The sequence below is a fragment of the Ruegeria sp. AL2 genome, from assembly GCF_056540845.1.
This window is the reverse complement of record NZ_JBQFXM010000005.1, coordinates 25,504-50,007: the sequence shown is the minus strand read 5'-3', so window position 1 is coordinate 50,007 and position 24,504 is coordinate 25,504. Positions and strand designations below refer to the sequence as shown.

General features: G+C 61.7%; 28 protein-coding genes. 15 read left to right on the top strand and 13 right to left on the bottom strand.

What is annotated here, in order from left to right; translation table 11 throughout:
* Positions 1-150: 150 nt before the first annotated feature.
* Positions 151-720 (bottom strand): GcrA family cell cycle regulator, encoded by a 570-nt coding sequence (locus ACR0ID_RS09005; protein WP_267363457.1) that lies wholly within the window; start codon positions 718-720, stop codon positions 151-153.
* A 126-nt stretch (positions 721-846) separates the two neighbouring features.
* Between ACR0ID_RS09005 and ACR0ID_RS09000 the strand changes: the two genes are divergently transcribed.
* Positions 847-1,650 carry an ABC transporter permease gene (locus ACR0ID_RS09000; RefSeq protein WP_480604948.1) on the top strand — a complete coding sequence of 268 codons (804 nt, stop codon included), beginning with the start codon at positions 847-849 and terminating at the stop codon, positions 1,648-1,650.
* Here ACR0ID_RS09000 and ACR0ID_RS08995 read toward each other — a convergent pair.
* The 3 genes from ACR0ID_RS08995 to ACR0ID_RS08985 form a co-directional block, all read right to left on the bottom strand.
* Complete coding sequence (locus ACR0ID_RS08995) at positions 1,647-2,882, bottom strand: MFS transporter (protein WP_480476807.1); 1,236 nt, start codon at positions 2,880-2,882, stop codon at positions 1,647-1,649. The genes ACR0ID_RS09000 and ACR0ID_RS08995 overlap by 4 nt on opposite strands.
* Before the next feature lie 106 nt (positions 2,883-2,988).
* Positions 2,989-3,873, bottom strand: coding sequence for a DMT family transporter (locus ACR0ID_RS08990; protein ID WP_480473653.1), 885 nt, complete (start codon positions 3,871-3,873; stop codon positions 2,989-2,991).
* 52 nt (positions 3,874-3,925) lie between these two features.
* Positions 3,926-4,291, bottom strand: coding sequence for a MerR family transcriptional regulator (locus tag ACR0ID_RS08985; RefSeq protein ID WP_480604946.1), 366 nt, complete (start codon positions 4,289-4,291; stop codon positions 3,926-3,928).
* 74 nt (positions 4,292-4,365) lie between these two features.
* Between ACR0ID_RS08985 and ACR0ID_RS08980 the strand changes: the two genes are divergently transcribed.
* The 4 genes from ACR0ID_RS08980 to ACR0ID_RS08965 all read left to right on the top strand — a co-directional run bounded on the left by ACR0ID_RS08980 (position 4,366) and on the right by ACR0ID_RS08965 (position 7,461).
* Positions 4,366-4,623, top strand: coding sequence for a zinc ribbon domain-containing protein (locus ACR0ID_RS08980; protein ID WP_480495119.1), 258 nt, complete (start codon positions 4,366-4,368; stop codon positions 4,621-4,623).
* 245 nt (positions 4,624-4,868) lie between these two features.
* The gene (locus ACR0ID_RS08975; RefSeq protein WP_480604944.1) at positions 4,869-6,056 is read left to right on the top strand and encodes an acetylornithine transaminase; all 1,188 of its coding nucleotides are present in this window, start codon (positions 4,869-4,871) and stop codon (positions 6,054-6,056) included.
* A 75-nt stretch (positions 6,057-6,131) separates the two neighbouring features.
* Entirely contained in the window at positions 6,132-7,058 is a 927-nt protein-coding gene (gene argF, locus ACR0ID_RS08970) for an ornithine carbamoyltransferase (RefSeq protein WP_480604942.1), read from the top strand.
* A 58-nt stretch (positions 7,059-7,116) separates the two neighbouring features.
* Entirely contained in the window at positions 7,117-7,461 is a 345-nt protein-coding gene (locus tag ACR0ID_RS08965; RefSeq protein WP_480604940.1) for a 5-carboxymethyl-2-hydroxymuconate Delta-isomerase, read from the top strand.
* A gap of 28 nt (positions 7,462-7,489) precedes the next feature.
* On the opposite strand, the gene ACR0ID_RS08960 is transcribed toward ACR0ID_RS08965, so the two are convergent.
* Entirely contained in the window at positions 7,490-8,086 is a 597-nt protein-coding gene (locus tag ACR0ID_RS08960) for a ferric reductase-like transmembrane domain-containing protein (protein ID WP_480604938.1), read from the bottom strand.
* A 3-nt stretch (positions 8,087-8,089) separates the two neighbouring features.
* Positions 8,090-8,578 carry a peptidase associated/transthyretin-like domain-containing protein gene (locus ACR0ID_RS08955; RefSeq protein ID WP_480604936.1) on the bottom strand — a complete coding sequence of 163 codons (489 nt, stop codon included), beginning with the start codon at positions 8,576-8,578 and terminating at the stop codon, positions 8,090-8,092.
* A 273-nt stretch (positions 8,579-8,851) separates the two neighbouring features.
* On the opposite strand from ACR0ID_RS08955, the gene ACR0ID_RS08950 reads away from it, so the two are divergent.
* Both ACR0ID_RS08950 and ACR0ID_RS08945 read left to right on the top strand, forming a co-directional pair.
* Positions 8,852-9,847: a pirin family protein gene (locus tag ACR0ID_RS08950; protein WP_480604935.1), complete on the top strand. Its 996-nt coding sequence runs from the start codon at positions 8,852-8,854 to the stop codon at positions 9,845-9,847.
* A 45-nt stretch (positions 9,848-9,892) separates the two neighbouring features.
* A complete protein-coding gene (locus ACR0ID_RS08945) occupies positions 9,893-10,867 on the top strand; it encodes a 2-dehydropantoate 2-reductase (protein ID WP_480604933.1) in 975 nt (324 codons plus the stop codon).
* Between the two features lie 9 nt (positions 10,868-10,876).
* Here ACR0ID_RS08945 and ACR0ID_RS08940 read toward each other — a convergent pair whose 3' ends face one another.
* From ACR0ID_RS08940 to hrpB, 3 genes are all read right to left on the bottom strand, one after another.
* A complete protein-coding gene (locus ACR0ID_RS08940; RefSeq protein ID WP_480604932.1) occupies positions 10,877-12,355 on the bottom strand; it encodes an inorganic phosphate transporter in 1,479 nt (492 codons plus the stop codon).
* Between the two features lie 89 nt (positions 12,356-12,444).
* Positions 12,445-12,903: an NUDIX hydrolase gene (locus ACR0ID_RS08935; RefSeq protein ID WP_480507833.1), complete on the bottom strand. Its 459-nt coding sequence runs from the start codon at positions 12,901-12,903 to the stop codon at positions 12,445-12,447.
* Positions 12,904-13,094: 191 nt separating this feature from the next.
* Complete coding sequence (hrpB, locus tag ACR0ID_RS08930) at positions 13,095-15,548, bottom strand: ATP-dependent helicase HrpB (protein WP_480604930.1); 2,454 nt, start codon at positions 15,546-15,548, stop codon at positions 13,095-13,097.
* A 173-nt stretch (positions 15,549-15,721) separates the two neighbouring features.
* On the opposite strand from hrpB, the gene meaB reads away from it, so the two are divergent.
* The 5 genes from meaB to ACR0ID_RS08905 all read left to right on the top strand — a co-directional run bounded on the left by meaB (position 15,722) and on the right by ACR0ID_RS08905 (position 18,484).
* Positions 15,722-16,693, top strand: a complete 972-nt coding sequence (gene meaB, locus ACR0ID_RS08925; RefSeq protein ID WP_480473639.1) for a methylmalonyl Co-A mutase-associated GTPase MeaB — start codon at positions 15,722-15,724, stop codon at positions 16,691-16,693.
* 232 nt (positions 16,694-16,925) lie between these two features.
* Positions 16,926-17,213 (top strand): 50S ribosomal protein L28, encoded by a 288-nt coding sequence (gene rpmB, locus ACR0ID_RS08920; protein ID WP_008756960.1) that lies wholly within the window; start codon positions 16,926-16,928, stop codon positions 17,211-17,213.
* Positions 17,214-17,402: 189 nt separating this feature from the next.
* On the top strand, positions 17,403-17,552 hold the full coding sequence (locus tag ACR0ID_RS08915; protein WP_480555992.1) for a hypothetical protein: 150 nt from the start codon (positions 17,403-17,405) through the stop codon (positions 17,550-17,552).
* A gap of 69 nt (positions 17,553-17,621) precedes the next feature.
* Positions 17,622-17,972: a hypothetical protein gene (locus tag ACR0ID_RS08910; RefSeq protein WP_480495098.1), complete on the top strand. Its 351-nt coding sequence runs from the start codon at positions 17,622-17,624 to the stop codon at positions 17,970-17,972.
* Between the two features lie 38 nt (positions 17,973-18,010).
* A complete protein-coding gene (locus tag ACR0ID_RS08905) occupies positions 18,011-18,484 on the top strand; it encodes a copper chaperone PCu(A)C (protein ID WP_480604928.1) in 474 nt (157 codons plus the stop codon).
* 92 nt (positions 18,485-18,576) lie between these two features.
* Here the strand turns inward: ACR0ID_RS08905 and ACR0ID_RS08900 are convergent, their stop codons facing one another.
* A complete protein-coding gene (locus tag ACR0ID_RS08900; protein ID WP_480604926.1) occupies positions 18,577-19,185 on the bottom strand; it encodes an HdeD family acid-resistance protein in 609 nt (202 codons plus the stop codon).
* A 62-nt stretch (positions 19,186-19,247) separates the two neighbouring features.
* Positions 19,248-19,946, bottom strand: a complete 699-nt coding sequence (locus tag ACR0ID_RS08895; protein WP_480604924.1) for an NAD-dependent deacylase — start codon at positions 19,944-19,946, stop codon at positions 19,248-19,250.
* 27 nt (positions 19,947-19,973) lie between these two features.
* On the opposite strand from ACR0ID_RS08895, the gene ACR0ID_RS08890 reads away from it, so the two are divergent.
* Positions 19,974-20,417 (top strand): low molecular weight protein-tyrosine-phosphatase, encoded by a 444-nt coding sequence (locus tag ACR0ID_RS08890; protein ID WP_480604922.1) that lies wholly within the window; start codon positions 19,974-19,976, stop codon positions 20,415-20,417.
* On the opposite strand, the gene ACR0ID_RS08885 is transcribed toward ACR0ID_RS08890, so the two are convergent.
* Positions 20,414-21,367, bottom strand: a complete 954-nt coding sequence (locus tag ACR0ID_RS08885) for a LysR family transcriptional regulator (protein WP_480473633.1) — start codon at positions 21,365-21,367, stop codon at positions 20,414-20,416. The two genes, ACR0ID_RS08890 and ACR0ID_RS08885, sit on opposite strands and share 4 nt — an antisense overlap.
* A 65-nt stretch (positions 21,368-21,432) precedes the next feature.
* Positions 21,433-21,741 (bottom strand): hypothetical protein, encoded by a 309-nt coding sequence (locus ACR0ID_RS08880; protein ID WP_480473632.1) that lies wholly within the window; start codon positions 21,739-21,741, stop codon positions 21,433-21,435.
* A 274-nt stretch (positions 21,742-22,015) separates the two neighbouring features.
* Between ACR0ID_RS08880 and ACR0ID_RS08875 the strand changes: the two genes are divergently transcribed.
* Both ACR0ID_RS08875 and lepA read left to right on the top strand, forming a co-directional pair.
* Positions 22,016-22,546, top strand: coding sequence for a hypothetical protein (locus ACR0ID_RS08875; protein ID WP_480604920.1), 531 nt, complete (start codon positions 22,016-22,018; stop codon positions 22,544-22,546).
* Between the two features lie 119 nt (positions 22,547-22,665).
* The gene (gene lepA, locus ACR0ID_RS08870) at positions 22,666-24,465 is read left to right on the top strand and encodes a translation elongation factor 4 (RefSeq protein WP_480604918.1); all 1,800 of its coding nucleotides are present in this window, start codon (positions 22,666-22,668) and stop codon (positions 24,463-24,465) included.
* The last annotated feature ends 39 nt before the right edge of the window (positions 24,466-24,504 follow it).

Below are 24,504 nucleotides of genomic sequence, written 5' to 3'. Positions count from 1 at the left end.
TCGCAGCATTCAGCGAGGGTGTTTTCTTTGTAAGAGCTCGTTACGTCTTGCGTCGTTCTTGACTATGCAACGCCTCCGGTAAGAGGCGTGGCGAAACGCCTGCGCCCTTTTCACGTTCCATAGACAAGATTTAGGTTCTTGTGTTCGCAATTACCGCCGCCGGTCGCGGCGCGAGCTCATGGGTTGGAAGGCCACGCCCACATGCGCCTCGCAATAGGGTTTGCCTGCCTCAACCGGCAGTCCGCAGAACCAGAAATCCTCGGTCGCGGGGTCGCCCACGGGCCACTTGCAGGTTTTCTCGGTCAGTTCCATCAGCGTCAGCTTCTTGGCTTTCTTCTCGATCTCGTTGACCTTGGCCAGCGCCTCGGGGCTGATTTCGTTGGCCGAGGGCTGCGGCGGCAGCGGCTGACCGGCCGGGATGATCTGGCGGCGCGCCGGAACGGCGGGTTTCGCCTCGGCAGCAGCAGCCGGGCGCGCCGGTTCTGTCTTTGGCATGGGTCTGGGCTTGGCTTCGGCCTTGGGCGCGGGTGCCGGTTTCTCTTTCGGTTCGGACTTGGCCGGGGCTGCGCCTGCTGTCCGGTTGGACAGGCCCAGGCGGTGGACCTTGCCAATCACCGCGTTGCGGGTCACGCCACCCAGTTCCTTGGCGATCTGGCTGGCCGACTGGCCTTCGCCCCACATCTTCTTCAGCAGTTCTACGCGCTCGTCTGTCCAGGACATCGTCAGCCTTTCAAAAGCGGAAAGCGGCCCCGGATTCGGGCCGCCTTGGGAATTCGTCTCAGCCCCCTATTCTAAACACTGCGGCCCGAGTTACAAGCTGTCTTCGAATCAGGTTGAGGGCAAAGCATGCAGAATCCCGCAGAACAGACCGCACGCAGCTTTGGAGCGGTCAACTGGATGGGGCTTTACACGCTGGCGCAGCGCGAAATCCGGCGCTTTCTTTCGGTCTGGACCCAGACCGTTCTGGCGCCTCTGGTCACGGCTGGCCTGTTCCTGCTGATCTTCACAATCGCCATTGGGCCCAGCCGCCCTGACGTCATGGGCGTGCCGTTTGTGGTGTTTCTGGCACCGGGGATCCTGATGATGACGGTGATCCAGAACGCCTTTGCCAATACCTCCTCTTCGATGGTGATTGCAAAGGTGCAGGGCAATATCGTCGACACGCTGATGCCGCCGCTGTCCCCGCTCGAGATCCTGCTGGGGTATCTTGCCGGTGGCATCGCCCGTGGCCTGATGATCGCGCTGGTGATTTCGATTGCTTTGCTGGTTTTGCTGTCCATCGCGCCCCAGCACCCGTTGATTGCGCTGATCTTTGTTGTTCTGGGGGGCGCATTCATGGGCGCGCTGGGCCTCTTTGCCGGGATCTTTGCGAACAAGTTCGACCAGATGGCCGCGATCACCAACTTCATCGTCACACCTCTGGCCTTCCTGTCGGGCACCTTCTATTCGGTCGAGGCGCTGCCTTCTGTCCTGAACCGCCTGACCCACCTGAACCCGGTCTTCTACCTGATCGATGGGCTGCGTTACGGCATGATCGGCGTGTCCGACAGCTCTCCGTGGTTGGGCATGGCGGTTTGTGGTTTTGCCACGCTGGCCATCGGGCTGATCACCTGGCAAATACTGCGCACCGGCTATCGGCTTAAGGCTTAACCGGGCTCTGCCAGCCTATCGGGCGACAGGGCAGGCTTGGGTTCGCCCAGCCGCGGATGCAAGCGGGCCGAGACAGCCCATGCCCCAAACAAAGCAATCCCGCCTGCCGCGAACACACCGGCCACCGGTGCCGCCAGCAAGACCAGAGCTGCAATACCGGGCGTCAGAATGCCCGAGACATCGCGGTAACTGGAATAAATCGCCGACATCTCGGTTCGCTCAGACGGTTTCACGGCCATAAGGAAGGGCAATCCGGCGCAGATATCCAGAACGATCAGCCAGACAGACCCCAGAACCAGCGCAGCCACCGAGGCGACAGGCCATCCCGCGACCAATCCGGCTGCGAAAAAGCAGCCCCCGGCAGCAGCAAACCCGATGCGAACAGCCGACCTGAGCGACCGCGTCTGGACCCAGCGCAGGATCAAAGGGGCGGCCAGCAGCATGGCGTTTGTGCACGACAGAAGGATGCCGCCCAGTTGTTCTCCCAGCCCGTTTTGGATGGCGAAAATGGGCAGGTAGACCACATATATCCACCACCCGCAGGACCGGATCATTGCAAACAGATATCCGGCAACCAATCTGGGTTGAACAAAGAACCGGGGAAGAAAGGCCAACGGGTTGTTGGCCGGACCACGGGCCTTGGTGATCAGCTTGCCATTGCCCAGACGCATGCGCCAGAACTGCGCCAGCATGACCAGCGCTGCACCGGCACTGATGACAAACGGGGCAGGGTGCCACAGCTCCATCAGCAGGACACCGGCCATTGGGCCGCCCGTCCATCCCAAAGCGCTGTAGAACATGCGGCTGGTCTCGCACCGGCCAAGTTCGATCTTGCTGATGTAATCCAGCACATAGGTGTTGAAGCAGATGAAAGTGACAACCGTGGCCATGGTATTTAGGGCCAATGCGCCGACCACGGCCTCGGGGCTGCCCTCGATCGCCAGCGATGCACCACAGATGAACATGACACAACCGGTGGAATAGGCCCATCTGCGCGGTACAAAACGGATCAGGAACGGCACCATCAACCCGACCAGCAGGGACAGGATGCCAATCAGGAAATACAGGAATGACACGGACGAGGCATCGCCCAGCGCCCGGTACATCGCCAGCGGAAAGACTGAAATCAGGATGCCACGCACGATGGCTTCAATCCCGGCCAGAATCCCAAAATCGCGAACTGATGGGGCAGGCGCGTGGCGGACCCATTCAGGTATTCGGCGTTCATGCATGACAAACTCGCAAATCAACTCAGCCCAGAATGCGCCTGCTGCTTTGCCGTTCATGGGGGTTTGCGACACAAAGGTCGCCCCTGAACCGCAAGGACGGTTTTTTCTGTCAGGTCCGGCGGTTTACTGCCTCGCGCCAGACCAGGATCAGCCCTCCGGTCAGAATCGTGACCGCGCCAATCAGACTGATCCGGTCGGGGATCACATCAAACACCGCAAAATCGTACAGCGCGGCGAAAATCAACGTGGCATAGCTGATCGGGGCCACGAATGACGCGTCCGCCCGTGCCATGCCGTTGATGAAACAAACCTGCGCGCAGGCCATCAGCAGGCCGATCCCCACCAGTGCAACCCATTGCTGCGGCGTAGGCATTTGAAACACAAAGCTGACCGCGACCGTAGCGATCACCAGCCCCATCGTGTTGTTGATCAGCAGAATCTGGATCGGAGCCTCGCGCCCCGACAGTTTCTTGATAAAGATCAGCTCCATCCCGATAAACGCCGCCGCAGCCAGCGCCAGAAGGGCGGCGGGCTGAAAACTTGCAGGTGTCGGGCGCAGCAGGATCACCGCACCCACAAGGGCCACGGCCGCCGCCAGCCAGCGCCACCGGCCGACCCGCTCCCCCAATAGCGGAATGGCCAGTACCATACCAAAGACAGGGTTCAGAAAGGAAATCGCCGTCGCATCCGCCATCGGAATGAACGCAACAGACGCGAACATCAACGTCACCCCGGCCCAGCCAAAGCTGGTTCGCCCGACATGCAGCCCCCAATGGGGCCGTCCCAGCCGGGGGCGAAGCACTGCGACCGCCGACAGGATGGCAAACAGAGCAAACAGAAACCGCCCGTGACTGATCTGCATCGCGTGCAAGGGAGGCCCGAGTGTCTCCGTCCCCAACGCCTTGGCCAACAGCGTCGTCGCCGCGATAAAGGCGGTCGCGACAAAGATCAGCCCTGCGGCCACAGCAGGATTTTGCGCCTTCGGGGTGAACATGGGCGAAAGCGGTGCGCCAAAACGGGGGCCTTGGCAAGACGCAAATCTGCGCTCAGCGCAAAACCGGAGGGGCAGCCAGCGCCGCCTTGGCTTGTTTGAGGCTGTTCAAAAACCGCTCTGCCCGTGCGATCCGTGCTTCGACCTCGTCAATCCGGTCCTGCAAAAACGCCTCGCCGTCAAAGCTGTCGGGATCGGCGGCTTCCAACTGCCCCAGCAACATGACCAGCTCTGCAATGCTGATGCCTGCCGCCTGTGCATCTGCAACTTGCTCCAGCGTGATCAGCGCTTCTTCGGGATAGTCGCGATAGCTGTTGGTGTTGTCCGGCCCCGGAGTTGACCGGATCAGCCCTTGGCGTTCATAAAACCTCAGCGTGTCACGGCTCAGCCCGCTGCGCCGCGCAAGTTCCCCGATCCGCATGTTTCAAAACCGTTGACTCAACTCCATGGTTTTGATCCTATGTCAGACAGTTATTCTCTGCAAGGACAAGCACCATGGGTCCCAAATGCCAAAGTTGCGGCATGCCGCTGTCAAAAGACCCCCAGGGCGGCGGGTCCGAAGCTGGCGGCGGGCGCAGCACGCGTTACTGCTCGCTGTGTTACGAAAACGGTGCGTTCCGCCATCCCGACGCATCGCTGGAAGAGTTTCAGTCTCACTGCGTCGATGCCCTTGTCGCCAAAGGCATGCCCCGCATCCTTGCCTGGGCTTTCACCCGCGGCATGGGCAAGCTCGACCGCTGGCGCTCGGCGTAATGATCCGGTGGCAATTTTGACCCTGCGGCAATAATGGGGTTTTCAGGCTGTCTTTTCACGTCTATAGAGCGGCCATGATCAAACGCGCACATATCCAGTTGCTCCGACGCCGACGCCGCTCTGCGTAATCGGCCTGTTTGATCCCATGTGCCTGCCAAATTGGCACAATTCTCACCAAATCTGTTGACGAAGCGGGCCTTCGTGTATCACTCACGAGGCTCAAACGACCCGAAAAGGATGATCCCATGATCCCGTCCGTTCTGCCGACCTATAACCGCGCGCCCCTATCATTTGTAAAGGGCGAAGGCGCCTGGCTGACTGAAGCGGATGGCCGACGTTTTCTGGACCTCGGCGCAGGGATCGCGGTGAACGCGCTGGGCCATGCCCATCCGGCGCTGGTGGCCGCCCTGACGGAACAGGCCCACGCGCTGTGGCATGTCTCGAACCTCTACAACATCCCGCAACAGCAGGCACTGGCAGACAAGCTGGTCGAACACACCTTTGCGGATACGGTATTCTTCACGAATTCCGGCACCGAAGCCTGTGAACTGGCCGTGAAGATGGCCCGCAAGTATTTCTATGACAAAGGCCAGCCCGAACGGGTTGAGATCATCACCTTCGACGGCTCGTTCCATGGCCGGTCGTCGGCGGGCATCGCAGCGGCCGGGTCCGAGAAGATGACCAAAGGCTTTGGCCCGCTTTTGCCGGGCTTTGTCCACGTCACCTTTGGCGATCTCGACGGTGTCACCGACGCCATCACGGAAAATACCGCAGCCATCCTGATCGAACCGATTCAGGGCGAGGGCGGCATCCGCCCCGTGCCCGATGCCGAGCTCAAGGCCCTGCGCGCCATTTGCGACGAACACGGTCTGCTGCTGATCCTGGACGAGGTGCAATGCGGCGTCGGTCGTACCGGCAGGCTCTTCGCCCATGAATGGGCGGGGATCACCCCGGATATCATAATGGTCGCCAAAGGCATCGGCGGTGGTTTCCCCCTCGGCGCCGTGCTGGCAACCGAAGACGCGGCATCCGGCATGACCGCAGGCACGCATGGCTCCACCTATGGCGGCAACCCGCTGGGCTGTGCCGTGGGCTGTGCCGTGATCGATCAGGTCGCCACACCCGCCTTCCTCGAAGGTGTCAACCGCAAGGCCGGCCTGTTGCGCCAGAAACTCGAAGGTCTGGTTGCCGATCACCCCGAGGTTTTCGAAGAGGTGCGCGGATCGGGCCTGATGCTCGGCCTGAAATGCAAGGCGCCAAATATCGACGTGGTCAATGCGGGCTATGACAATCTGGTCATCACCGTCCCTGCCGCCGACAACGTCATCCGCCTGCTGCCGCCCCTGACCCTGACCGAGGATGACATCGCCCAGGCCATGATCCGCCTCGACAAGGCCGCCAATCAGATCGAAACCCAGCTCGCAACTGCCTGAGCTTCATCTTTTCCCAAATACTCCGGGGGTGTGGGGGCTGGCCCCCACCGCCTGACCAGCCAAAAGCGAAGCGATATGAATCACTTTCTCGACATCCACAAAACCGATGCCACCGCGTTGCGGTTCATGATCGATCAGGCGGGCGCGATGAAACAGGCGCGTCTGGGCCGTCCCAAGGCCGCCCCTGACGACGAACAGCCGCTGAAAGACCGCATGGTCGCGCTGATCTTCGAAAAACCCTCGACCCGGACGCGCGTGTCCTTTGACGTCGGTGTACGCCAGATGGGCGGCCAGACCATGGTGCTGTCGGGCAAGGACATGCAGTTGGGTCACGGCGAAACTATTGCCGATACCGCCCGTGTGCTGTCGCGTTATGTCGACATGATCATGATCCGCACCTTCGATGAGACCATCCTGACCGAAATGGCCGAGTATTCCGACGTGCCCGTCATCAACGGTCTGACCGATCGTACCCATCCCTGCCAGATCATGGCCGACGTGCTGACGTTCGAGGAACACCGCGGCCCCATCGCAGGAAAGAAAGTGGTCTGGACCGGTGATGGCAACAATGTCTGCGCCTCGTTCCTGCACGCGGCGGGTCAATTCGGCTTCGATCTGACCTTCAGTGGCCCGGCCCAGCTTGATCCGGAAGAAGAATTCTTGGGGTTTGCCCGCCAGAAGGGTTCCAGAGTCGTCATCGAACGGGACCCACACAAAGCGGTCGAGGGCGCGGATCTGGTGGTTGCCGACACCTGGGTTTCGATGCATGACAGCCAATCCGCCAAGGAACGTCGCCACAACATGCTGCGCCCCTATCAGGTCAACGCGGAACTCATGTCACATGCCAAACCCGACGCGCTGTTCATGCACTGCCTGCCCGCGCATCGTGAGGAAGAAGCAACCTCCGAGGTCATGGACGGCCCGAACTCGGTCATCTTCGATGAGGCCGAAAACCGCCTGCACGCACAAAAGGCCGTAATGCGCTGGTGTCTGGGCGTTTAAGATCAACTTGCAGTTTCGAGAGGGCCATCAGGCTCTCTCATGACCCCCGGAGCATTCAATGCCTCACGTTACCCTGGAATTCTCCAAATCTCTGGACGACACCCATGATTTCCAGATGATTTGCGAGCGGCTGCATACCGTTCTCGCAAAACATGATGAAATCGACGCCTCAGCGCTCAAGATCCGCGCCGCGCCGATTGCCTATTCCTACATCGGAACGCAACCGCAGACCTTCGTGCATGCCACGCTGCTGTTGATGCGCGGCCGGGATGAGGCCACGCGGGCCGAGCTTAACGCCATCATTCTGGACGTTCTGGCCCAGACCATGCCCGAGGTCGGCAGCATCACCGTGCAGGATGTCGAGATGACCCGCGCCACCTATGCAAAGCGTTTGGCTGGTTGACGCGGACCCGGCAGGGTTCCTCGGTGGTTTAACGCCGATCCACCTCCCAAATCCGCAACTTGGCGAGTGTTCCCGCGCTCACCAATATCACCAGCGCGCACAGAGCGACCTTGGTCATCGTCTCCATCGTACCTTCGATCAGCAGTGCGTGAATGACGCTACCCAGAATGGTTACCATGGCCAGTCCTGCATGGCCCAGGCGCCAGACCCGAAACCGCAAGTTTAGTCGCTGCCGAAAAATCCCCATTGCCGCCGCCGCAAAACCCGCCCACATGGCGATGACCCCCCATGTCGGAAAAGGTGTTGCAGACACGAAAAGCAATGCGTCCGCCACATCAGGCGGGCTTGTGATCCACAAGCCGGTCACATGGATCATAATGCTTGCAGCAAGGGCCAAGCCACACCGCCTGTGCCAATGGTGGCTGTTGACCGGAGAAAGTCCGGGCAACCAACGCCCGGCCAGCAAGGGTTGCAGCAGAAGAAGACACATCCCGATGATGCCTGCGAAACCGGCGACGATGTAAATCGGCTCTCGCCACGCCAGATAGGGGCTGAAAGCCGCTGCTACGACCGGTGCCAGAAGTGCGGCGATCAATGCCGCCCAGATCGCAACGCGCTTTAACACCTGTCAGACAGGTTGCAGCACGAAATGTGCAGCAAGGGTTTTGTCCTTCGCGCTCGCCATCACAGGGCGCAGGAACACAGTCTCAAATTCACCGCTGTCATAGGCCAGATGCCCGTGCGGTTGACCAAAAGCAGGCACAATCTGAGGCATTTCCAACCGGAATTCTCCGTTCGCATCGGTTAGTGTCGCCCCATGGCTGCGCTGGTCACGTTCATGCCCCTCGGTCGTGTGGGCCCATATCTGGATGCGCTGGCCGGGCAGGGGGGCTCCGTCGCCCGCGCGCCGCACGGTGCCGGTCATCCAGAACCCGCCGCCGCCGATGCGCTTCACGATCGGCGCACCGGGCCTGTAATTGTTCGACCCGCCCCGCATCGACGGTGTCGGCGCAAGACCGGCGGCGTGCGCAGGTGTGAAAATGCCGGTCATACCGGCTGCAAGTGTACCAATCCCTGTCGCAACAAACTTGCGGCGGTTGATTTCGAGTCGGGCCATTGCATCCACTCCTGTCGGTTGAATCCCATCTTCGACTGGCTTCCCTGAACCGGCGACACCCGATGTCTAAAGATAGCACGATTGTTCATGATTCCGAGAGTCGCGAAGGAGCGTGCCAAATACGCCATTCCACGCCTTTGTGAGTATCTGCAAATCGTTCCAGGGACTACACGATCATTGTGCAAAAATGCACTTTTCATGCGATACTTTCCCAATACCTTCAGCATGGGCGAACATGAAGCCGTCTCGGAGGACCAAAAAAGGAGATCAGGATTGAGTTGGAACCCCACCCATGACCCCGAATGCGCCTCCGAAAAAAATGCGCTGGAAACACTCATCATTCCTCGCGCCCGCGATCTGGGCGGGTTCGAGGTGCGCCGCGCGCTGCCCTCGGTCAAACGCCAACTGGTTGGCCCATTCATCTTCTTCGATCAGGTCGGCCCGGCAGAATTCGTCACCGAAGGCGGCATTGACGTGCGTCCGCACCCCCATATCGGGCTGGGAACCGTCACTTACCTCTATCAGGGCGAATTCGAACATCGCGACAGCCTCGGCACTCACCAGATGATTTACCCCGGCGAGGTCAACTGGATGGTTGCAGGCCGTGGCGTGACCCATTCCGAGCGCACCAGCGAAGAAACGCGCGGTAAAGGCCACAAGCTGTTCGGCATTCAGACCTGGCTTGCCCTGCCCGAAACGCAGGAGGATATGGCCCCCGAGTTCGAACACCACAAGCAAGGTGCGCTGCCCCATATCCAAGACAGGGGCGTCAGCGCACGGCTGATCCTCGGCACTGCTTATGGCGAATCCAGCCCCGTGACGATGCTGTCCGAGACCTTTTATCTGGATGTTGAACTCGCCCCCGGCGCGACTTTCCCGCTGCCCGACGACCATGAGGATCGCGGTGTCTATGTCACGCAAGGATCAATCGAGATTGCTGGCGACACATTCGACGAAGGCCGCATGATGGTGTTCCGCCCCGGTGACAGGTTGTCGGCCCGAGCGGGTCCGCAGGGTGCGCGGCTGATGCTGCTGGGCGGCGCCACTTTGAACAAGGATCGCTATATCTGGTGGAATTTCGTCTCATCCTCGAAAGAAAAGATCGAGACGGCGATTCATGAGTGGAAAAGCGCCGATTGGGTCAATGGCGCCTTCCATCTTCCGACAGGGGATGACCGCGAATTTATCGCCATTTCAGAACAGCTTGAGCGCACAAAGCCCCGGCTGGCCCGCCCGCGAGCGGCGTCAGGGGCGGGTGGGCTTGTGTAACCGTCCGTTTGCGGTGATCCTTTCTGGTATACCAGAGGGGGTATCATGAAACTTGTCATCGCAGGCGCGGGCAGCATCGGCTGCTACTGCGGCGGTTTACTGGCCCGCTCGGGGCATGCGGTGACCTTGCTGGGCCGTGCCCGTGTACTGGACCCCATCCGCGAACATGGGCTGACGGTCACGAATTACGATGGCCTCAATTACCATGTTGCGGCGGAAGCCCTGACACTCAGCACGGATCCCGCCTGCCTGGATCAGGCCGAGCTGGTCATTGTCACCGTCAAATCCGGGGCAACGGCGGATATGGCCGGTCATATCGCGGACGCCGCTTGTTGGGACGCGCCCGTCCTGTCCTGGCAAAACGGGATCGAGAATGCGGCGACCCTGCGCAAGGCACTTCCCGGTCGCGATGTGCGCGCGGGAATGGTCCCCTTCAACGTGGTCCCGAGCGGCCCCGCCACCTATCACCGGGCCACGTCGGGCGAAATTGTGATCCAGAACGGCCCCGGCGACCTGGCCACTGCCCTTAGCAGCCCGGACCTGCCCGTTATCGCAAGTGACCGGATCGAGGCGGTGCAATGGGGCAAGCTGGTAGTCAACCTGAACAACGCGCTGAACGCGCTGTCAGGCCTGCCGCTTGTGGATCAGCTGCTCAGCCGTGACTGGCGCAACCTCATGGCCGACCAGATGGTCGAGGCGCTGTCCGTTCTCAAGGCGGCCGGGCATCCGGTGGCCTCGACAACGCCGCTTCCGGCGTGGCTGACGCCGCATATCCTGCGCCTGCCGACACCTTTGTTCAGCCGGATCGCGGCGCGGATGCTCACCATCGACCCCACCGCCCGGACCTCGATGGCCTACGACCTGATGGCCGAGCGGCAAACGGAAATCGACAGCCTTCAGGGCCATATCATTCGGCTGGGACATGAAACCGGGGTGCCCACCCCCCTGTGCACAAAAGTGTCAGACCTGATCAAACACGCGCCTGATCATCCGCTGTCCCCGGAACAGATCAGGCTCTGATCCCGGTCGTCAGACGAGGCCGGTCAGTATCCAGAAAATCACGGCCGACATGGCGGCGGCGGCGGGCACGGTCACGACCCAGGCTGCAATGATCGTCATGAAATGCGACCGCCGCACCAGCTTGCGCCGCCGGAATTCTTCGGGGGCCAGCTTCTGCGCTGTCGCGTTTCTCCCATTGTTCTGCTTCCGCCTGCGATCCGACTGCCATTCGCGATAGAACCCGACGCCAAAGATTGCGCCAACGGCGATATGCGTGGAACTGACCGGCAGGCCCAGCCAGCTGGCCACAATGACAGTGATCGCCGCCGACAGTGCGACGCAAAAGGCCCGCATCGGGTTCAGCTTGGTGATCTGGCTGCCGACCATCCGGATCAACTTGGGCCCGAACAGAAACAGGCCGAACGATATCCCGAACGCGCCGATGATCATCACCCATAACGGGATCGAAACCTTTTGGGCGAAATCTCCGAACTCAGCCGCGTGTACAATCGCCGCCAGAGGGCCGACCGCGTTGGCCACATCATTGGCGCCGTGGGCAAAACTCAGAAACGCGGCCGATATCACCAATGGCAGGCCGAACAGGGTTTTCAGCGACCGGGTCCGGTTCTCCATCCCCTCGGATTTGCGGCGTACCCAGGGAACCGTCAGCGCCCAGACCAGCACGCCGCTGCCCAGACCGATCAGCAGCGCCACCTCCAGTTCGATCTTCACGATCCGCTTCAGACCCTTGACCGACAGATAGGTGGCAAACGCTGCCGCCATCACCGCCACAAGGATCGGCACCCAACGCCGCGCGGCAGCGATCTTGTCGTCCTGATACTGGATCTTGGTCTTGATCAGTGCCAGGAATGCCGCCGCAATCACGCCGCCAAGAACCGGAGAGATCACCCAGCTGGCGGCAATCGCGCCCATCGTGCCCCAGCTCACCGCGCTCAGACCGGCAGCGGCAATCCCCGCGCCCATGACCCCGCCCACAACCGAATGCGTTGTCGACACTGGCGCACCGATCCAGGTCGCCAGATTGACCCACATGGCGGACGAAATCAGCGCCGCCATCATGGCCCAGATGAACACATTGGTGTTCTGCACCGAGGCCGGGTCGATGATCCCCTTCGAGATGGTCGAGACGACGTCGCCTCCCGCAAGCAAAGCGCCCGCGCTTTCGGCAACGGCGGCGATCACGATGGCACCGCCCATGGTCAGCGCGTTCGCACCCACCGCGGGACCCATGTTGTTGGCCACGTCATTGGCACCGATATTGATCGCCATATAGGCCCCGAACGCAGCCGCAGCCACGACGATATAGGTGCCGTCGGCCCGACCGAACAGCACCGCCGCCATCAATCCGGCAAGCACCATGAACGCCAGTGCAATTCCCGGCGCCAGCAGCGGGCGGGCGACATGAAGATTGGCGATTTCGACGCGCGAGATGCGTTGCAGGTCGCTGTCAAGCGACTGCCAGCGCGGTTTTGAATTTGTGTCAGACATGGGCTTGGTCAAAGTTTCGCAGATCGCCCGCAGCTAACGGTTTCCCGGTTCAGGGGCAAGCGCGCAGCCATCAAATTGTTGCGAAACGGCTACATCTGTCGCAGCAGCGCCTGCAACTCGGGCTCCTGCACCCGTTTGGCGGCTTCTGCCGGTGAAAACCACTGACGTTTGCGCTTATCCACTTCGGGAAAATCATCGGCAAGTTCTCGCACGGAAACCCGGTAGACGCGGGTCAGGACCGACTGTGCCGATCCCCCCTTGAAGATCTTGTCATAGGTGAATTGGCCGATGGGCTCCTTGTCGACCGCTTCTGCACGCACGCCAGCCTCTTCCCACGCCTCCAGCAGGGCCGTCTCCAACCCGTCCAGACCATTGACAGGCCAGCCCTTCGGGATGATCCAGCGCCCGGTTTCGCGGCTGGTGATCAGCAGAACCTCGTCTTGATCCTCGTGCTTGCGCGTGCACAGGGCCGCAAACTGCACCCTTTGGGGACGCAGGAATAAGGGGCGTCCGACCTCTTCCCAGATATTTCGCAGCCAAGCACTCATGATATGTTCTTCAAATCCTGTTTCTGTCTTCGAAACCTGTGTGCGTAACAACAATAATGCCAGACTTCAATGAAATGTCCGCTTATTTCTGATTATGACCGGTTCTTCGGTCAATTTACTGTGATTTGTGAGATTTCGTGCAACAGCCCCGAAAGCCTGAGCCGCTTGCCGGAAGCAACGCGGCAATGGGTCTATTCCTGCCTGCGTTTGGCCCTCAGCGTCGGGTCGGCCTGTGTCGGGTCTTCGGGCCATGGATGTTTGGGGTATTGCGCCCGCATATCCTTGCGCACATCCGCATAAGACCCGGCCCAGAACCCCGGCAGATCGCGGGTAATCTGGATCGGGCGCTGCGCCGGGGACAGCAGCGTAATCTTCAGGGGCTGTCCGCCAACCACCGGATGCCGGGTCACTCCGAACAGCTCCTGCAACCGAACCGAGATTTCGGGGACCGCCGCGCCATAATCGATTGGTACCTTGCGCCCCAGGGGTGTTTCAAACGATCCCGGTGCGCGCCGGTCCAGTTCCTGGGACTGGGTCCAGTCCAGCCGCGCGCGCAAGGCGGGCAGTGGGTCGAACCGTTTCCAGTCCTCCGCGCTTTTGACACCGGACAGCATCGGCAACAGCCAGTCGTCCAGCTCGGCCATCAGACCCTCGACTGAAAAGTCGGGCAGGTCCACCCCGTCGGCGCGCACCAGTTCCACCCGCGCGGCTAGCCGTGCGGCGGCCCCGTCCAGCCGCAATCCCAGATCGCGCACCCCGTCCAGCATCGCACGCGCCACGGCGGCGTCCGGGACATCCTTCCAGATGCGGTCGTCCAGCGTGATCGCCCCAAACCGCTCCTGCTGTCGTGACACAACCCGCCGCTCACGTTTTGACCAGGCGCAAACCTCGGCCCAATGGATCTGGTCCGCGAACAGTTCGCGGATCTCGCGTTCCGAAATCTGGGTGGCCATCCGCACCTTTGCCTCGCGCGGGTTTCCATCGGTGTCGGTGACAACCAGAAAAGGCGCCGCCGCCAGCGAATCGCCGCTGTCCAGCACGACACCTTTGCCCCCCGACAACACATAACGCGGCGCATCGCCCTTGCGCCGCTGTCCGATACGATCGGGATAGGCGAGGGCGGCCATGGCAGCAGCGCTCAGATCATCCGTCTTGCTTCCGGCCTGTTTCCTCAACCGCTTGGCCTCGGCATTGATCCGATCCACGGCGCCCATGTTCACCTGCCAGACCCGGTTGCGCTGAAAGGTGCGCACATCCCGAAGTGCCTCTTGCCGCAAGGCGATATCCACCGGCGCGCCGCGCAGGGGGTCGCGCTCGGCCATCAAGGCGGCCAAAGGCGCGGCACTCGGTCCGGCCCGCACCAGCATATGCCCCAGCCGGGGATGCAACGGCAGCGCCGCCAGCGCCCGCCCGTGTTCGGTGATCCGCCCCTTGCCGTCCAGCGCGCCCAGCATCGCCAGAAGGGCGCGCGCTTCGGCCATCGCGCCTTCGGGTGGCGGGGTCAGAAAGGCCAGATCGGCGGCATCCGCGCCCCACAGCGCCAGCTCCAGCGCCAGCCCGGTCAGATCGGCGGCTTCAATCTCGGCCGGCGGGTACGCGGCCAGCGCGCCATCCTCCCCCTTTGACCACAGCCGGTAACACAGCCCCTCTGCCACACGGCCCGCACGACCCGCGCGTTGCGTGGCCTCGGCCCGTGTCACCCGCTGGGTCACCAGTCGGGACATGCCCGAGCCCGGATCAAACCGTGCCCGCCGCGCTTGCCCCATATCCACCACCACCCGGATATCGGGGATCGTCAGCGAGGTTTCGGCAATCGACGTCGCCAGCACCACCTTGCGCCCGGTCTCAACCGGGGAAATCGCTGCGCGCTGGGCCGCAAAGGGCATGGCTCCGAACAGCGGGCGCACCGTGCAACTGGCGGGCAGGCGTCCGGTCAGGGCTGCCTCCGCCCGCCGGATTTCACCTTCACCGGGCAGAAACACCAAGATCCCGCCACCGATGGCGCGGGTCTCGCGCTCGGCCTCAACGACCAGATCGACCAATGCATCCAGCCGCCGTGCCTGAGGCCCCAATGGCCGGTCCAGCCAGCGCATCTCGACAGGAAAACTCCGGCCTTCCGACGTAACCAGCGGCGCGGCCATCAGGCGCCCCACCGGGTCCGCGTCCAATGTGGCCGACATGGCCAGCAGAATCAGATCGTCCCGCAGCGCGCCCGTGACCTCAAGGCACAGGGCCAACCCCAGATCCGCGTTTAGCGAGCGTTCGTGGAATTCATCAAAGATCACCGCCCCGATGCCCGGCAGGTCAGGGTCCGATTGCAGCATCCGGGTCAGAATGCCCTCGGTCACCACCTCGATCCTTGTGTCTTTTGACACTTTCGCATCGCCCCGCACGCGATAGCCAACACTCTGGCCTGCGCGCTCTCCCAGTGTCTCTGCCATCCGCTCTGCCGCGGCCCGTGCCGCCAGCCGCCGCGGCTCCAGCATCACGATCCTGCCGCCGCACAGACCCGCCTCCAGCATCGCCAGCGGAACCCGCGTGGTCTTGCCCGCACCGGGCGGTGCTTGCAGCACGGCCCGCCCCTGCGTCCGCAGGGCGTCCAGCAGGCCGGGTATGGCATCGTCTATGGGCAGGCGTAGGGTCATCCGGCCCTTATCCGCGATCCCGCAGGTGGCGTCCAGTTTCCGCGCTCACATCAGCAAATCGCCCTGCACGAAATGACGCAGGCTGCGCGATCTTCGCACTTCCTGCCGCCTCCGGTCTGGACAAACACCCCCCAAGCACGGCAACTGTTCCTGCCTCTAGGAACGGGACAAGAATGCAGACAGACAGCCTGAGCGACAGAATTCTGAAGGGCGAGCGCCGGGCGCTGGCGCGTGCGATCACCCTTGTTGAAAGCAATCGCGCCGATCACCGGGCACAGGCCAGCGACCTTCTGGCCCAGCTTGCCGGTTCGGGGCGTCAGGCGCTGCGTATCGGTCTGTCCGGCACACCCGGCGTGGGCAAGTCCACCTTCATCGAAAGCTTTGGCATGATGCTGACGGGGCAGGGGCTGCGCGTCGCGGTTCTGGCGGTCGATCCCAGCTCGGCCCGCTCGGGCGGCTCGATCCTGGGCGACAAGACCCGGATGGAACGCCTGAGCCGCGAGCACAACGCCTTCATCCGGCCCTCTCCCAGCCAGAGCCACCTTGGCGGCGTCGCCCGCCGCACCCGCGAGGCCATCGCCCTGTGCGAGGCCGCAGGCTATGACGTGGTGTTGATCGAAACCGTGGGCGTGGGACAGTCGGAAACTGTGGTGTCCGAACTGTCAGACCTGTTCCTGCTGCTGCTGGCCCCGGCGGGTGGGGACGAGTTGCAGGGCGTCAAGCGCGGCATCATGGAAATGGCGGACATCATTCTGGTCAACAAGGCCGATGGCGACCTGAAAGCCACCGCCACCCGCACCTGCGCGGATTATGCCGGCGCACTGCGGCTGCTGCGCAAACGCCCGCAGGACCCCGAAGGCTTCCCCAAGGCAATGACCGTTTCCGCCGTCGAAGAACACGGGCTGGAACAGGCCTGGGACGAAATGCAAACCCTGACCCAATGGCGCCGCGACACCGGTATCTGGGAGGCAAACCGCGCTGCCCAGGCCCGCTACTGGTTCGATCAGGAGGTCCGCCACGCCCTTCTCGCCCGTCTCGATACACCGCAGGCCCGCGCCGAGATGGAGCGCCTGAATGACGAAGTCTCGCAGGGACGACTCAGCCCGGCGGTTGCTGCCGGACAACTTCTGGACACGCTCGGCTGAAGGGCCGTCATGGCCGCTTCACCTTTTGCCAAATACTCTCGCCAACGGCATGGCCCGTCCGGGCCATTCCTGCATGGCAGGCAAAATGAAAGATTTCGCGCGGCCCGTCTTGACCCTCCGCGCGATTCCCACTACACGCATCCAACCAGTTTTCGGGCGCGACTTCGGGTTGCGCCCCTTGTGATTTGGCCGCGGGTACCTAGCCCGGCCTCCAGAAACAAAGGAAGAAACCATGTCGCGCCGTTGCGAACTGACCGGAAAAGGCCCGATGACTGGCAACAATGTCAGCCACGCCAAAAACAGAACTCGTCGTCGTTTTCTGCCGAACCTGAACGACGTTACCCTGCAGTCCGAAACTCTGGGCCGTGGCGTCAAGCTGCGCATCTCGGCGGCTGCGCTGCGTTCGGTTGACCACCGCGGTGGTCTGGACGCGTTCCTGGCCAAAGCCAAGGACGATGAGCTGTCGGCAAATGCTCTGAAAGTGAAGAAAGAAATCGCCAAGGCGCAAGCTTCGGCCTAAGGTCTTTCACTTAACAGTTCTTCAGGCCCTGCACCCTATCGGTGCGGGGCCTTTTCTGTTGGGCCAGTCCCTTTCGGCCTCCATTGTTTTCAATATGGAACTAATTTTTCGCCATTGGTGAACTTCTTCACATACAGGTTTCCGAATCTGACCTAACGTCACTGTCATCCATCAGGCGGGGGCCAAATTATGACGTTAAAAAGTTTTTATCTTTTCCTGTTTCTGGCCGCGGTATTCCGCAAGGCGATTACAACCTGCACACGGATGCAGCGCTGGGTGAACCGGTCCCATACCAGCTTCACCACAGACAGGGTGAAAAGACCCGGACTGGATTATTGAAAAACAGCTTCAAGCGCGACCCTTTGGCGCTTGAAGCTTTTCCCGTTGCTGACCTATAGCTGGGTCAGAATGAGACCTTCTGTTACCAGATTTCTGCCTTATGTGCTGACCCTGTTGCTGGTTCTGACCGGGCAGGGGCTGGCCATGTCGCGCGGTATGGACAAGGCGGTGGGTCAGATGGTGCTGTGTACGGGCACTGGCCCGGTTGTCGTCTATATGGACGAAAACGGGCAACCGACCGCCCCGCCGCATTACTGCCCGGACTACGCAATATCCTTGCTGGGGGCCGTTGCGGTTGCCGAACAGGCACTGCCAGCCGCGCCGGAACAGGCGCAACCAGCACCGCTGCGGCATCTGGGCAACCAGATCGCCCTTCCGGTTCCCGCAACCCCGGCCCGCGCGCCTCCTGTCAGCGTTTGAAATCCACCCTTTTCAAACCTTTATACAGGAGAGGCACGATGTCCCTCAAAACCACTCTGCTCGCAACCCTGGCCGCCGTGTCGCTGGCCATCCCCGCCTTTGCCGAAGGCACCATCACGGTTGACGACGCCTATGCCCGGTCCTCGGGCAAGACCGCCATCGCCGGTGCTGCGTTCATGATGATCCATAATCAGGGTGACGCGGATGACCGGCTGATCGGTGTAACCTCGGACGCGGCAGCTCGTGTTGAATTGCACACGCACCAGGTCGATGAAAACGGCGTGGCCAAGATGGTGCATGTCGAAGAAGGATTTGCCATTCCAGCCGGTGAAACCCACATGCTGAAACGCGGCGGCGACCATGTGATGTTCATGGGGCTGACGGCCCCGTTCGAACAGGACGCCATGGTTCCGGTCACGCTGATCTTTGAAAAGGCAGGCGAGGTCGAGATCGAGATTCCCGTGGATCTGGAGCGTCAGGACAAAGGCGGCCACGGATCACATTCGAACTAAGGCAACGCCTGTCTTCGGGCCGCGCGGCAGCCCTCATCCATGCGTCAGGCCGGGCTTTGCCCGGCCTGTTTTCCATGCGGCCGCGGATGGCGTTATTTGTTGATGGTTTTCAGGCCGACACGGTCGCCCGCCTGATGGAATCGCGAGGCCAGCCAGAACATGACAGCGGCCATGGCCAGCGCCGAGAATGCGATACCCCAGCCCAGCGCAACCAGCGCCACCGCAGGCCAGATCATCAGGACAAGCCCGACGACAAGCGCGACAAATCCCGAAACGCGCATGGAACCGCGCTGCGGGTCACTTGGATGCATCTGCCCGGCAGCCGCCAAGGATCCGATCCCGATGATCAGCGCCCATGCGCCCAACAGGAAAAACGCCAGTTTCACCGTGCCTTCCGGCCAGATCAGCAGGACAAGCCCGATCAGAAGCGCGCCGATCGCAGCACCTCCCAGCACCCCGCGACGGCCAACACCCAAAAGCGTCAGCCCACCGTCGAGGATCAGCAACACACCGACCAGCCGCAGCAGCAGCGCGATGCTGCCCGATGGCCAGAACAGGGCCGCGATGCCCACAAGCCCGGCCAGCACCCCGCGCAACAGAAAAGTCCACCACAGGCTGGAAAGCTGTTCCCCCAGCATGTCACGCCCGGCCATGCTGCCGTCATCCAGGATTTCACCGGTGCGGGGGTCTTGATCAGTCATGGGGCATCCTCCAGTCGCTATTGCAGATAGTGTACACAAATTAAGCCAGCGTTGTCTGTAGCTTAAGAATATCCCGCAAGAAGCGGCCCGACCCATCGCGGAACCGTCTCGGATGCCCTGCCGACAATGCGCTCGTCAAAGCCCGACGGCCCGGGCGTCGGTTCCAGATTGATCTCGACCGTCCGCGCACCCGCCGCCTGCGCCTCGTGGACAAAGGCCGCCGCCGGATAGACCTGACCCGAGGTGCCGATGGCGGCAAAGATCGATGCGCTGGCAAGGTGGTCGTAGATGTCGTCCATGTAATAAGGCATCTCGCCGAACCAGACCACATCGGGCCGGGCGGTGGGCTGGCCGCAGGCGGGGCAGGGCTCGGCAACGGCCATCTCAGGCGGGGCGGGCCAGCGATGATCGCACCCGGAACACAGGGCACCCGCCAATGTGCCATGCATGTGGATGACACCCGTCGCACCGCCCGCTTCATGCAGGCTGTCTACGTTCTGGGTCACGATCACGACCTCTGCGGGCCAGCCCTGCTGCAACCGGGCCAGCGCCATGTGGGCCGCGTTGGGCTGCACGGCGGCGGCCTGAACGCGGCGCGCATTGTAAAACCCCTGCACCAAGGCGGGATCGCGCGCAAAGCCCTCGGGCGTGGCCACATCCTCGATCCGGTGCTGCGCCCACAGCCCGCCTTCGTCGCGAAAGGTGCTCAGCCCGCTTTCAGCCGAAATCCCGGCCCCGGTCAGAATGACGATCTTTCCCATATCCCCTCCGCGCGTTACACCTTGGCCATGACACACCGTATCCTCTTTGTCTGCCTGGGCAATATCTGCCGCTCTCCCGCGGCCGAGGGCGTCTTTCGCGCCCGCGCACCGCATCATGCAACCGACAGTGCCGGAACCATGGGCTGGCACGCGGGCAATCCACCCTATGGCCCGATGCAGAAGGCCGCAAACCGCAGAGGCGTCGACCTCGGCGACCTGCGCGCTCGCCAGTTCACCGTCGCGGATTTCGACCGGTTCGACCTGATCATCGGCATGGATGCCCAAAACATCGCCGATATCGAAGACCTGCGCCCGTCGGGCAACGGCACGCCGGTTCGCCTGCTGACGGATTTCGCCCCTCAGACCGGTGCCGATCACGTACCCGATCCGTATTACACGCGGGATTTCGACGGCGCGCTGGACCTGATCGAAGCGGCGGTCGAGGGGCTTGCCGCCCATCTGGACACCTAGCCGCCGGTCACCCGCAACTGGCCGCTCAGCCAGGGCAGCTTGGCAACCGCCGGGTCCACGATCTGGTTCTGCATCAGGCGCCGGGTCATGCCCGCAACCTCCTGCGGGACCTGATCGGACCACTCGGTGCGCGCCAGCAGCGATATGTTGCGCGAGAACTCTCCGAACGGGGCAGGGTGCGCCTCCAGCCCCTCATGGAACCGCGCCGCGCGCATGAAGCCCAGCGGCGTGGTGATCGCCCAGCCCAGACCCCGCGCCACCATGGCCATCAGCGCCATGTGCGAGCCGATCTCGAACCGTTCCTCGAACACCTGCGACCGGCGCGCCAGATGCGCCTCGATCTGGCGGCTGATCAGCTGCTCGCGGGCATAGCGCAGAAACGGCAGCCGCTCCTGCACGGCCTCGACCCCGCCCGATCCCTGCGGCGCCACCAGAATGAACGGATCATGGACCAGCGGGTATTCGACCACCCCCTCCAGCACTTCGCCGCTATGGGCGGTGACCGCCATATGCAGGCGCTGCTCGGCCAGCGCCTCGAACAGATCAAGGCTCGACAGGGTGATCAGCTTGAATTTCGACCGGGTCAGGCTGTCGGCCAGCAAGGTGGCCAGCCGGGGCGTCAAATCATTGTCGAAATCGTCGATCAGCCCGATCGACAGCGTGGTCAGATGCCCCAGATCCATGACCGACAGCTCGCTCTGGGCCATGTGCAGCTCGGCCAGAACCGCCTCGGCCCGCGCAAGGAAACTGCGCCCGGCCTGCGTCAGCCGCATCGGCCGCCGCCCGTGATCGACCAATTCGGTCCCCAGCGCGTTTTCCAGATTGCGCAATTGCTGCGAAACGGATGGCTGGCTGAGTCCCGTGATCTCGGCGGCCTGCGCCACCGATCCCGTCCGCGCCAAAGCCTCGAACACTTCAAGGCCCCGCAGAGTCAGCCCTTTCATTACCATGCAATACACCTTTCGCTGCGCCTTTCTGGGGCGCAGCGTGGATCAGGTCAAGCATTCTGAACGGGTTAGCTGCAGATCGCCTGCGCCATCTGGCCAAAGTTCTGGTACCGGTCCCACAGCGCATCATCGCGCGCGGATTTCGACATCTTCAGCACCTGCGCTTGATGGGGGTCCTTGAACCATTTCGCCACGGTCTTCTGATCACTGCGCGTCAACGCCTGATCCGCCACGCGCTGAATGCAGCTGCACCGGTCCCGCGTCGCGGCCGAGCGGTCCGACGCCATGCACGCCTGCCTGATCTGCGCCGCATCCGCGACCTGAGCCACCGCCGTCAGCGATGCCGCACAAAATGCGATAATGAGGAACTGTTTCATACTCGAGCCTCGTTTTTGCCTGCCCGGACGGGTCTTGCGCCCCTCTCGGTCTGCGGCGGAGTATGAATCAAACGGGCCCGCGGATCAATCATACGTTGCGAAAAAGTGATTGCACGGTCCGGAAACGATACATCCCCACCACCCCCGTAGGCCGGGCTTCAGCCCGGCTTTTGCCAACGGCAATCGAATTCGTTGCGCTCTGCGATCCAACTTGATCACCAGTTTCACGCATGTAGGGTGCTTCGGTGAATATCCTAAGAACGCGGAAAGATATATGAAACTGCGGATACCTGCCTACCTGCTTGTTGCGACGCTGATGTCTGTGATCGGAACGGTAGAGCACACCTTCGCTCAAGATCGGTCAGATGAACTAAATAGGCCCGTCAGAGTTCTTGTGGTGGGAATTACTAATCAGCTTCTTCAGGAAGTGAAGGTCTTAGATGCGGACAAGAAAATTGATTTCAGCTTTCCGTCGAGCAATCTGTCAGATTTTGACATGCTTCTTGCACTCGTGGATGAGTTTGAGGAAGCAAGCGAGTTGAAAATAGCCACCGAATTGGACGTGGAGGAATCGTTTGTTGTGAATGAGGGTGAGGCACCCTTCTCAATTGAAGTAAGTGTGCGTTTTGTTGAAAGAGTTCGACCATTCGACCTGATCGCAGTTGATCGCCGCCAGTTCTACGCAAGAGATATTTCTTGCCATAGCGTTTTTCTCAAAGATCTCATCTTGTCTCCGGATTTTTCTCAAACAGCACAAAGAGAAAGTCACTACAAGCTGACTGAGGATTGTGCGCCGGCCTCATAGTTGTCCGGTTGGTGCAAGTGGACGGATACTCGGAACATCTATCATTGATCAATTGTGGGATCGAACACACTGTTATCCCACCTTGACCAACCCACGATTCCTCTACATATCCCCAACCCATGACAGACCTCGCTCATATCCGCAATTTCTCCATCGTCGCGCATATCGACCATGGCAAATCCACCCTTGCTGACCGGCTCATCCAGGAGACCGGGACAGTGCAGGATCGTGACATGAAGGAACAGCTGCTCGACAGCATGGATATCGAGCGCGAGCGTGGCATCACCATCAAGGCCAACACCGTCCGCATCGACTATACCGCCGATAATGGCGAGACATATGTGCTGAACCTGATCGACACCCCCGGCCACGTGGATTTCGCCTACGAGGTCAGCCGGTCGATGCGCGCGGTCGAGGGCTCGCTGCTGGTCGTGGACAGCACCCAGGGGGTCGAGGCGCAGACGCTGGCGAACGTGTATCAGGCCATCGACGCCGATCATGAGATCGTGCCGGTCCTGAACAAGATCGACCTGCCCGCGTCCGATTGTGACCGCGTGGCCGAGCAGATCGAGGACGTGATCGGCATCGACGCCAGCGACGCCATCCGGGTCAGCGCCAAGACCGGGCAGGGCATCCACGAGACGCTGGAAGCGATCGTGCACAAATTGCCCGCGCCGCAGGGCACTCTGGACGCGCCGCTCAAGGCGATGCTGGTGGATTCGTGGTACGACGCCTATCTGGGCGTCATCGTTCTGGTCCGCATCATGGACGGCACGCTGAAAAAGGGGATGCGGGTCAAGTTCATGTCGAACGGCACCCTCCATCATGTCGACCGCGTCGGTGTCTTCCGCCCGGAAATGCAGATGATCGACAGCCTCGGCCCGGGTGAGATCGGATTCCTGACCGCCTCGATCAAGCAGGTCCGCGACACCCGCGTCGGCGACACCATCACCAATGACCGGGGTGGCGCCGAAGTCGCCCTGCCGGGCTTCAAACCCGCGCAGCCGGTGGTGTTCTGTGGCCTCTTCCCGGTGGATTCCGCCGAATTCGAAGACCTGCGCGACGCGATCGAGAAGCTGGCCCTGAACGACGCCTCATTCTCGTATGAAATGGAAACCTCGGCTGCGCTTGGCTTTGGCTTCCGCTGCGGCTTCCTGGGCCTGCTGCACCTCGAGGTCATCCGCGACCGGATCGAGCGTGAATACGATATCGACCTCATCACCACCGCGCCCAGCGTGATCTATCACGTCTACATGAAAGACGGCGTGATGATCGAGCTGCACAACCCCGCCGACATGCCCGACCTGTCCAAGGTCGACCACCTTGAGGAACCGCGCATCAAGGCGACCATTCTGGTGCCCGACGAATATCTCGGCGACGTGCTGAAACTCTGCCAGGACCGCCGCGGCATCCAGATGGACCTTACCTATGCGGGCCAGCGCGCCATGGTCGTCTATGACCTGCCCCTGAACGAGGTTGTCTTTGACTTCTACGACCGCCTGAAATCGGTGACCAAGGGCTATGCCAGCTTCGACTACCAGATGACCGGCTACCGTCAGGACGCGCTGGTCAAGATGTCGATCCTTGTGAATGACGAACCGGTCGACGCGCTGTCGACCATGGTTCACCGCGACCGGGCCGAGATGCGGGGCCGCGCGATGTGCGAAAAGCTCAAGGACCTGATCCCGCGCCACATGTTCAAAATCCCGATCCAGGCCGCCATCGGAGGCAAGGTCATCGCCCGCGAGACCCTGTCCGCCCTGCGCAAGGACGTGACCGCCAAATGCTACGGCGGCGACGCCACCCGGAAACGCAAACTGCTGGACAAGCAGAAGGCGGGGAAAAAGAAGATGCGCCAGTTCGGGAAGGTCGATATCCCGCAGGAGGCGTTTATTAGCGCCTTAAAAATGGACAGCTAAAAGCTGGCCATTTTTAAGGCGGGTGGGCGAAAGCGGTTG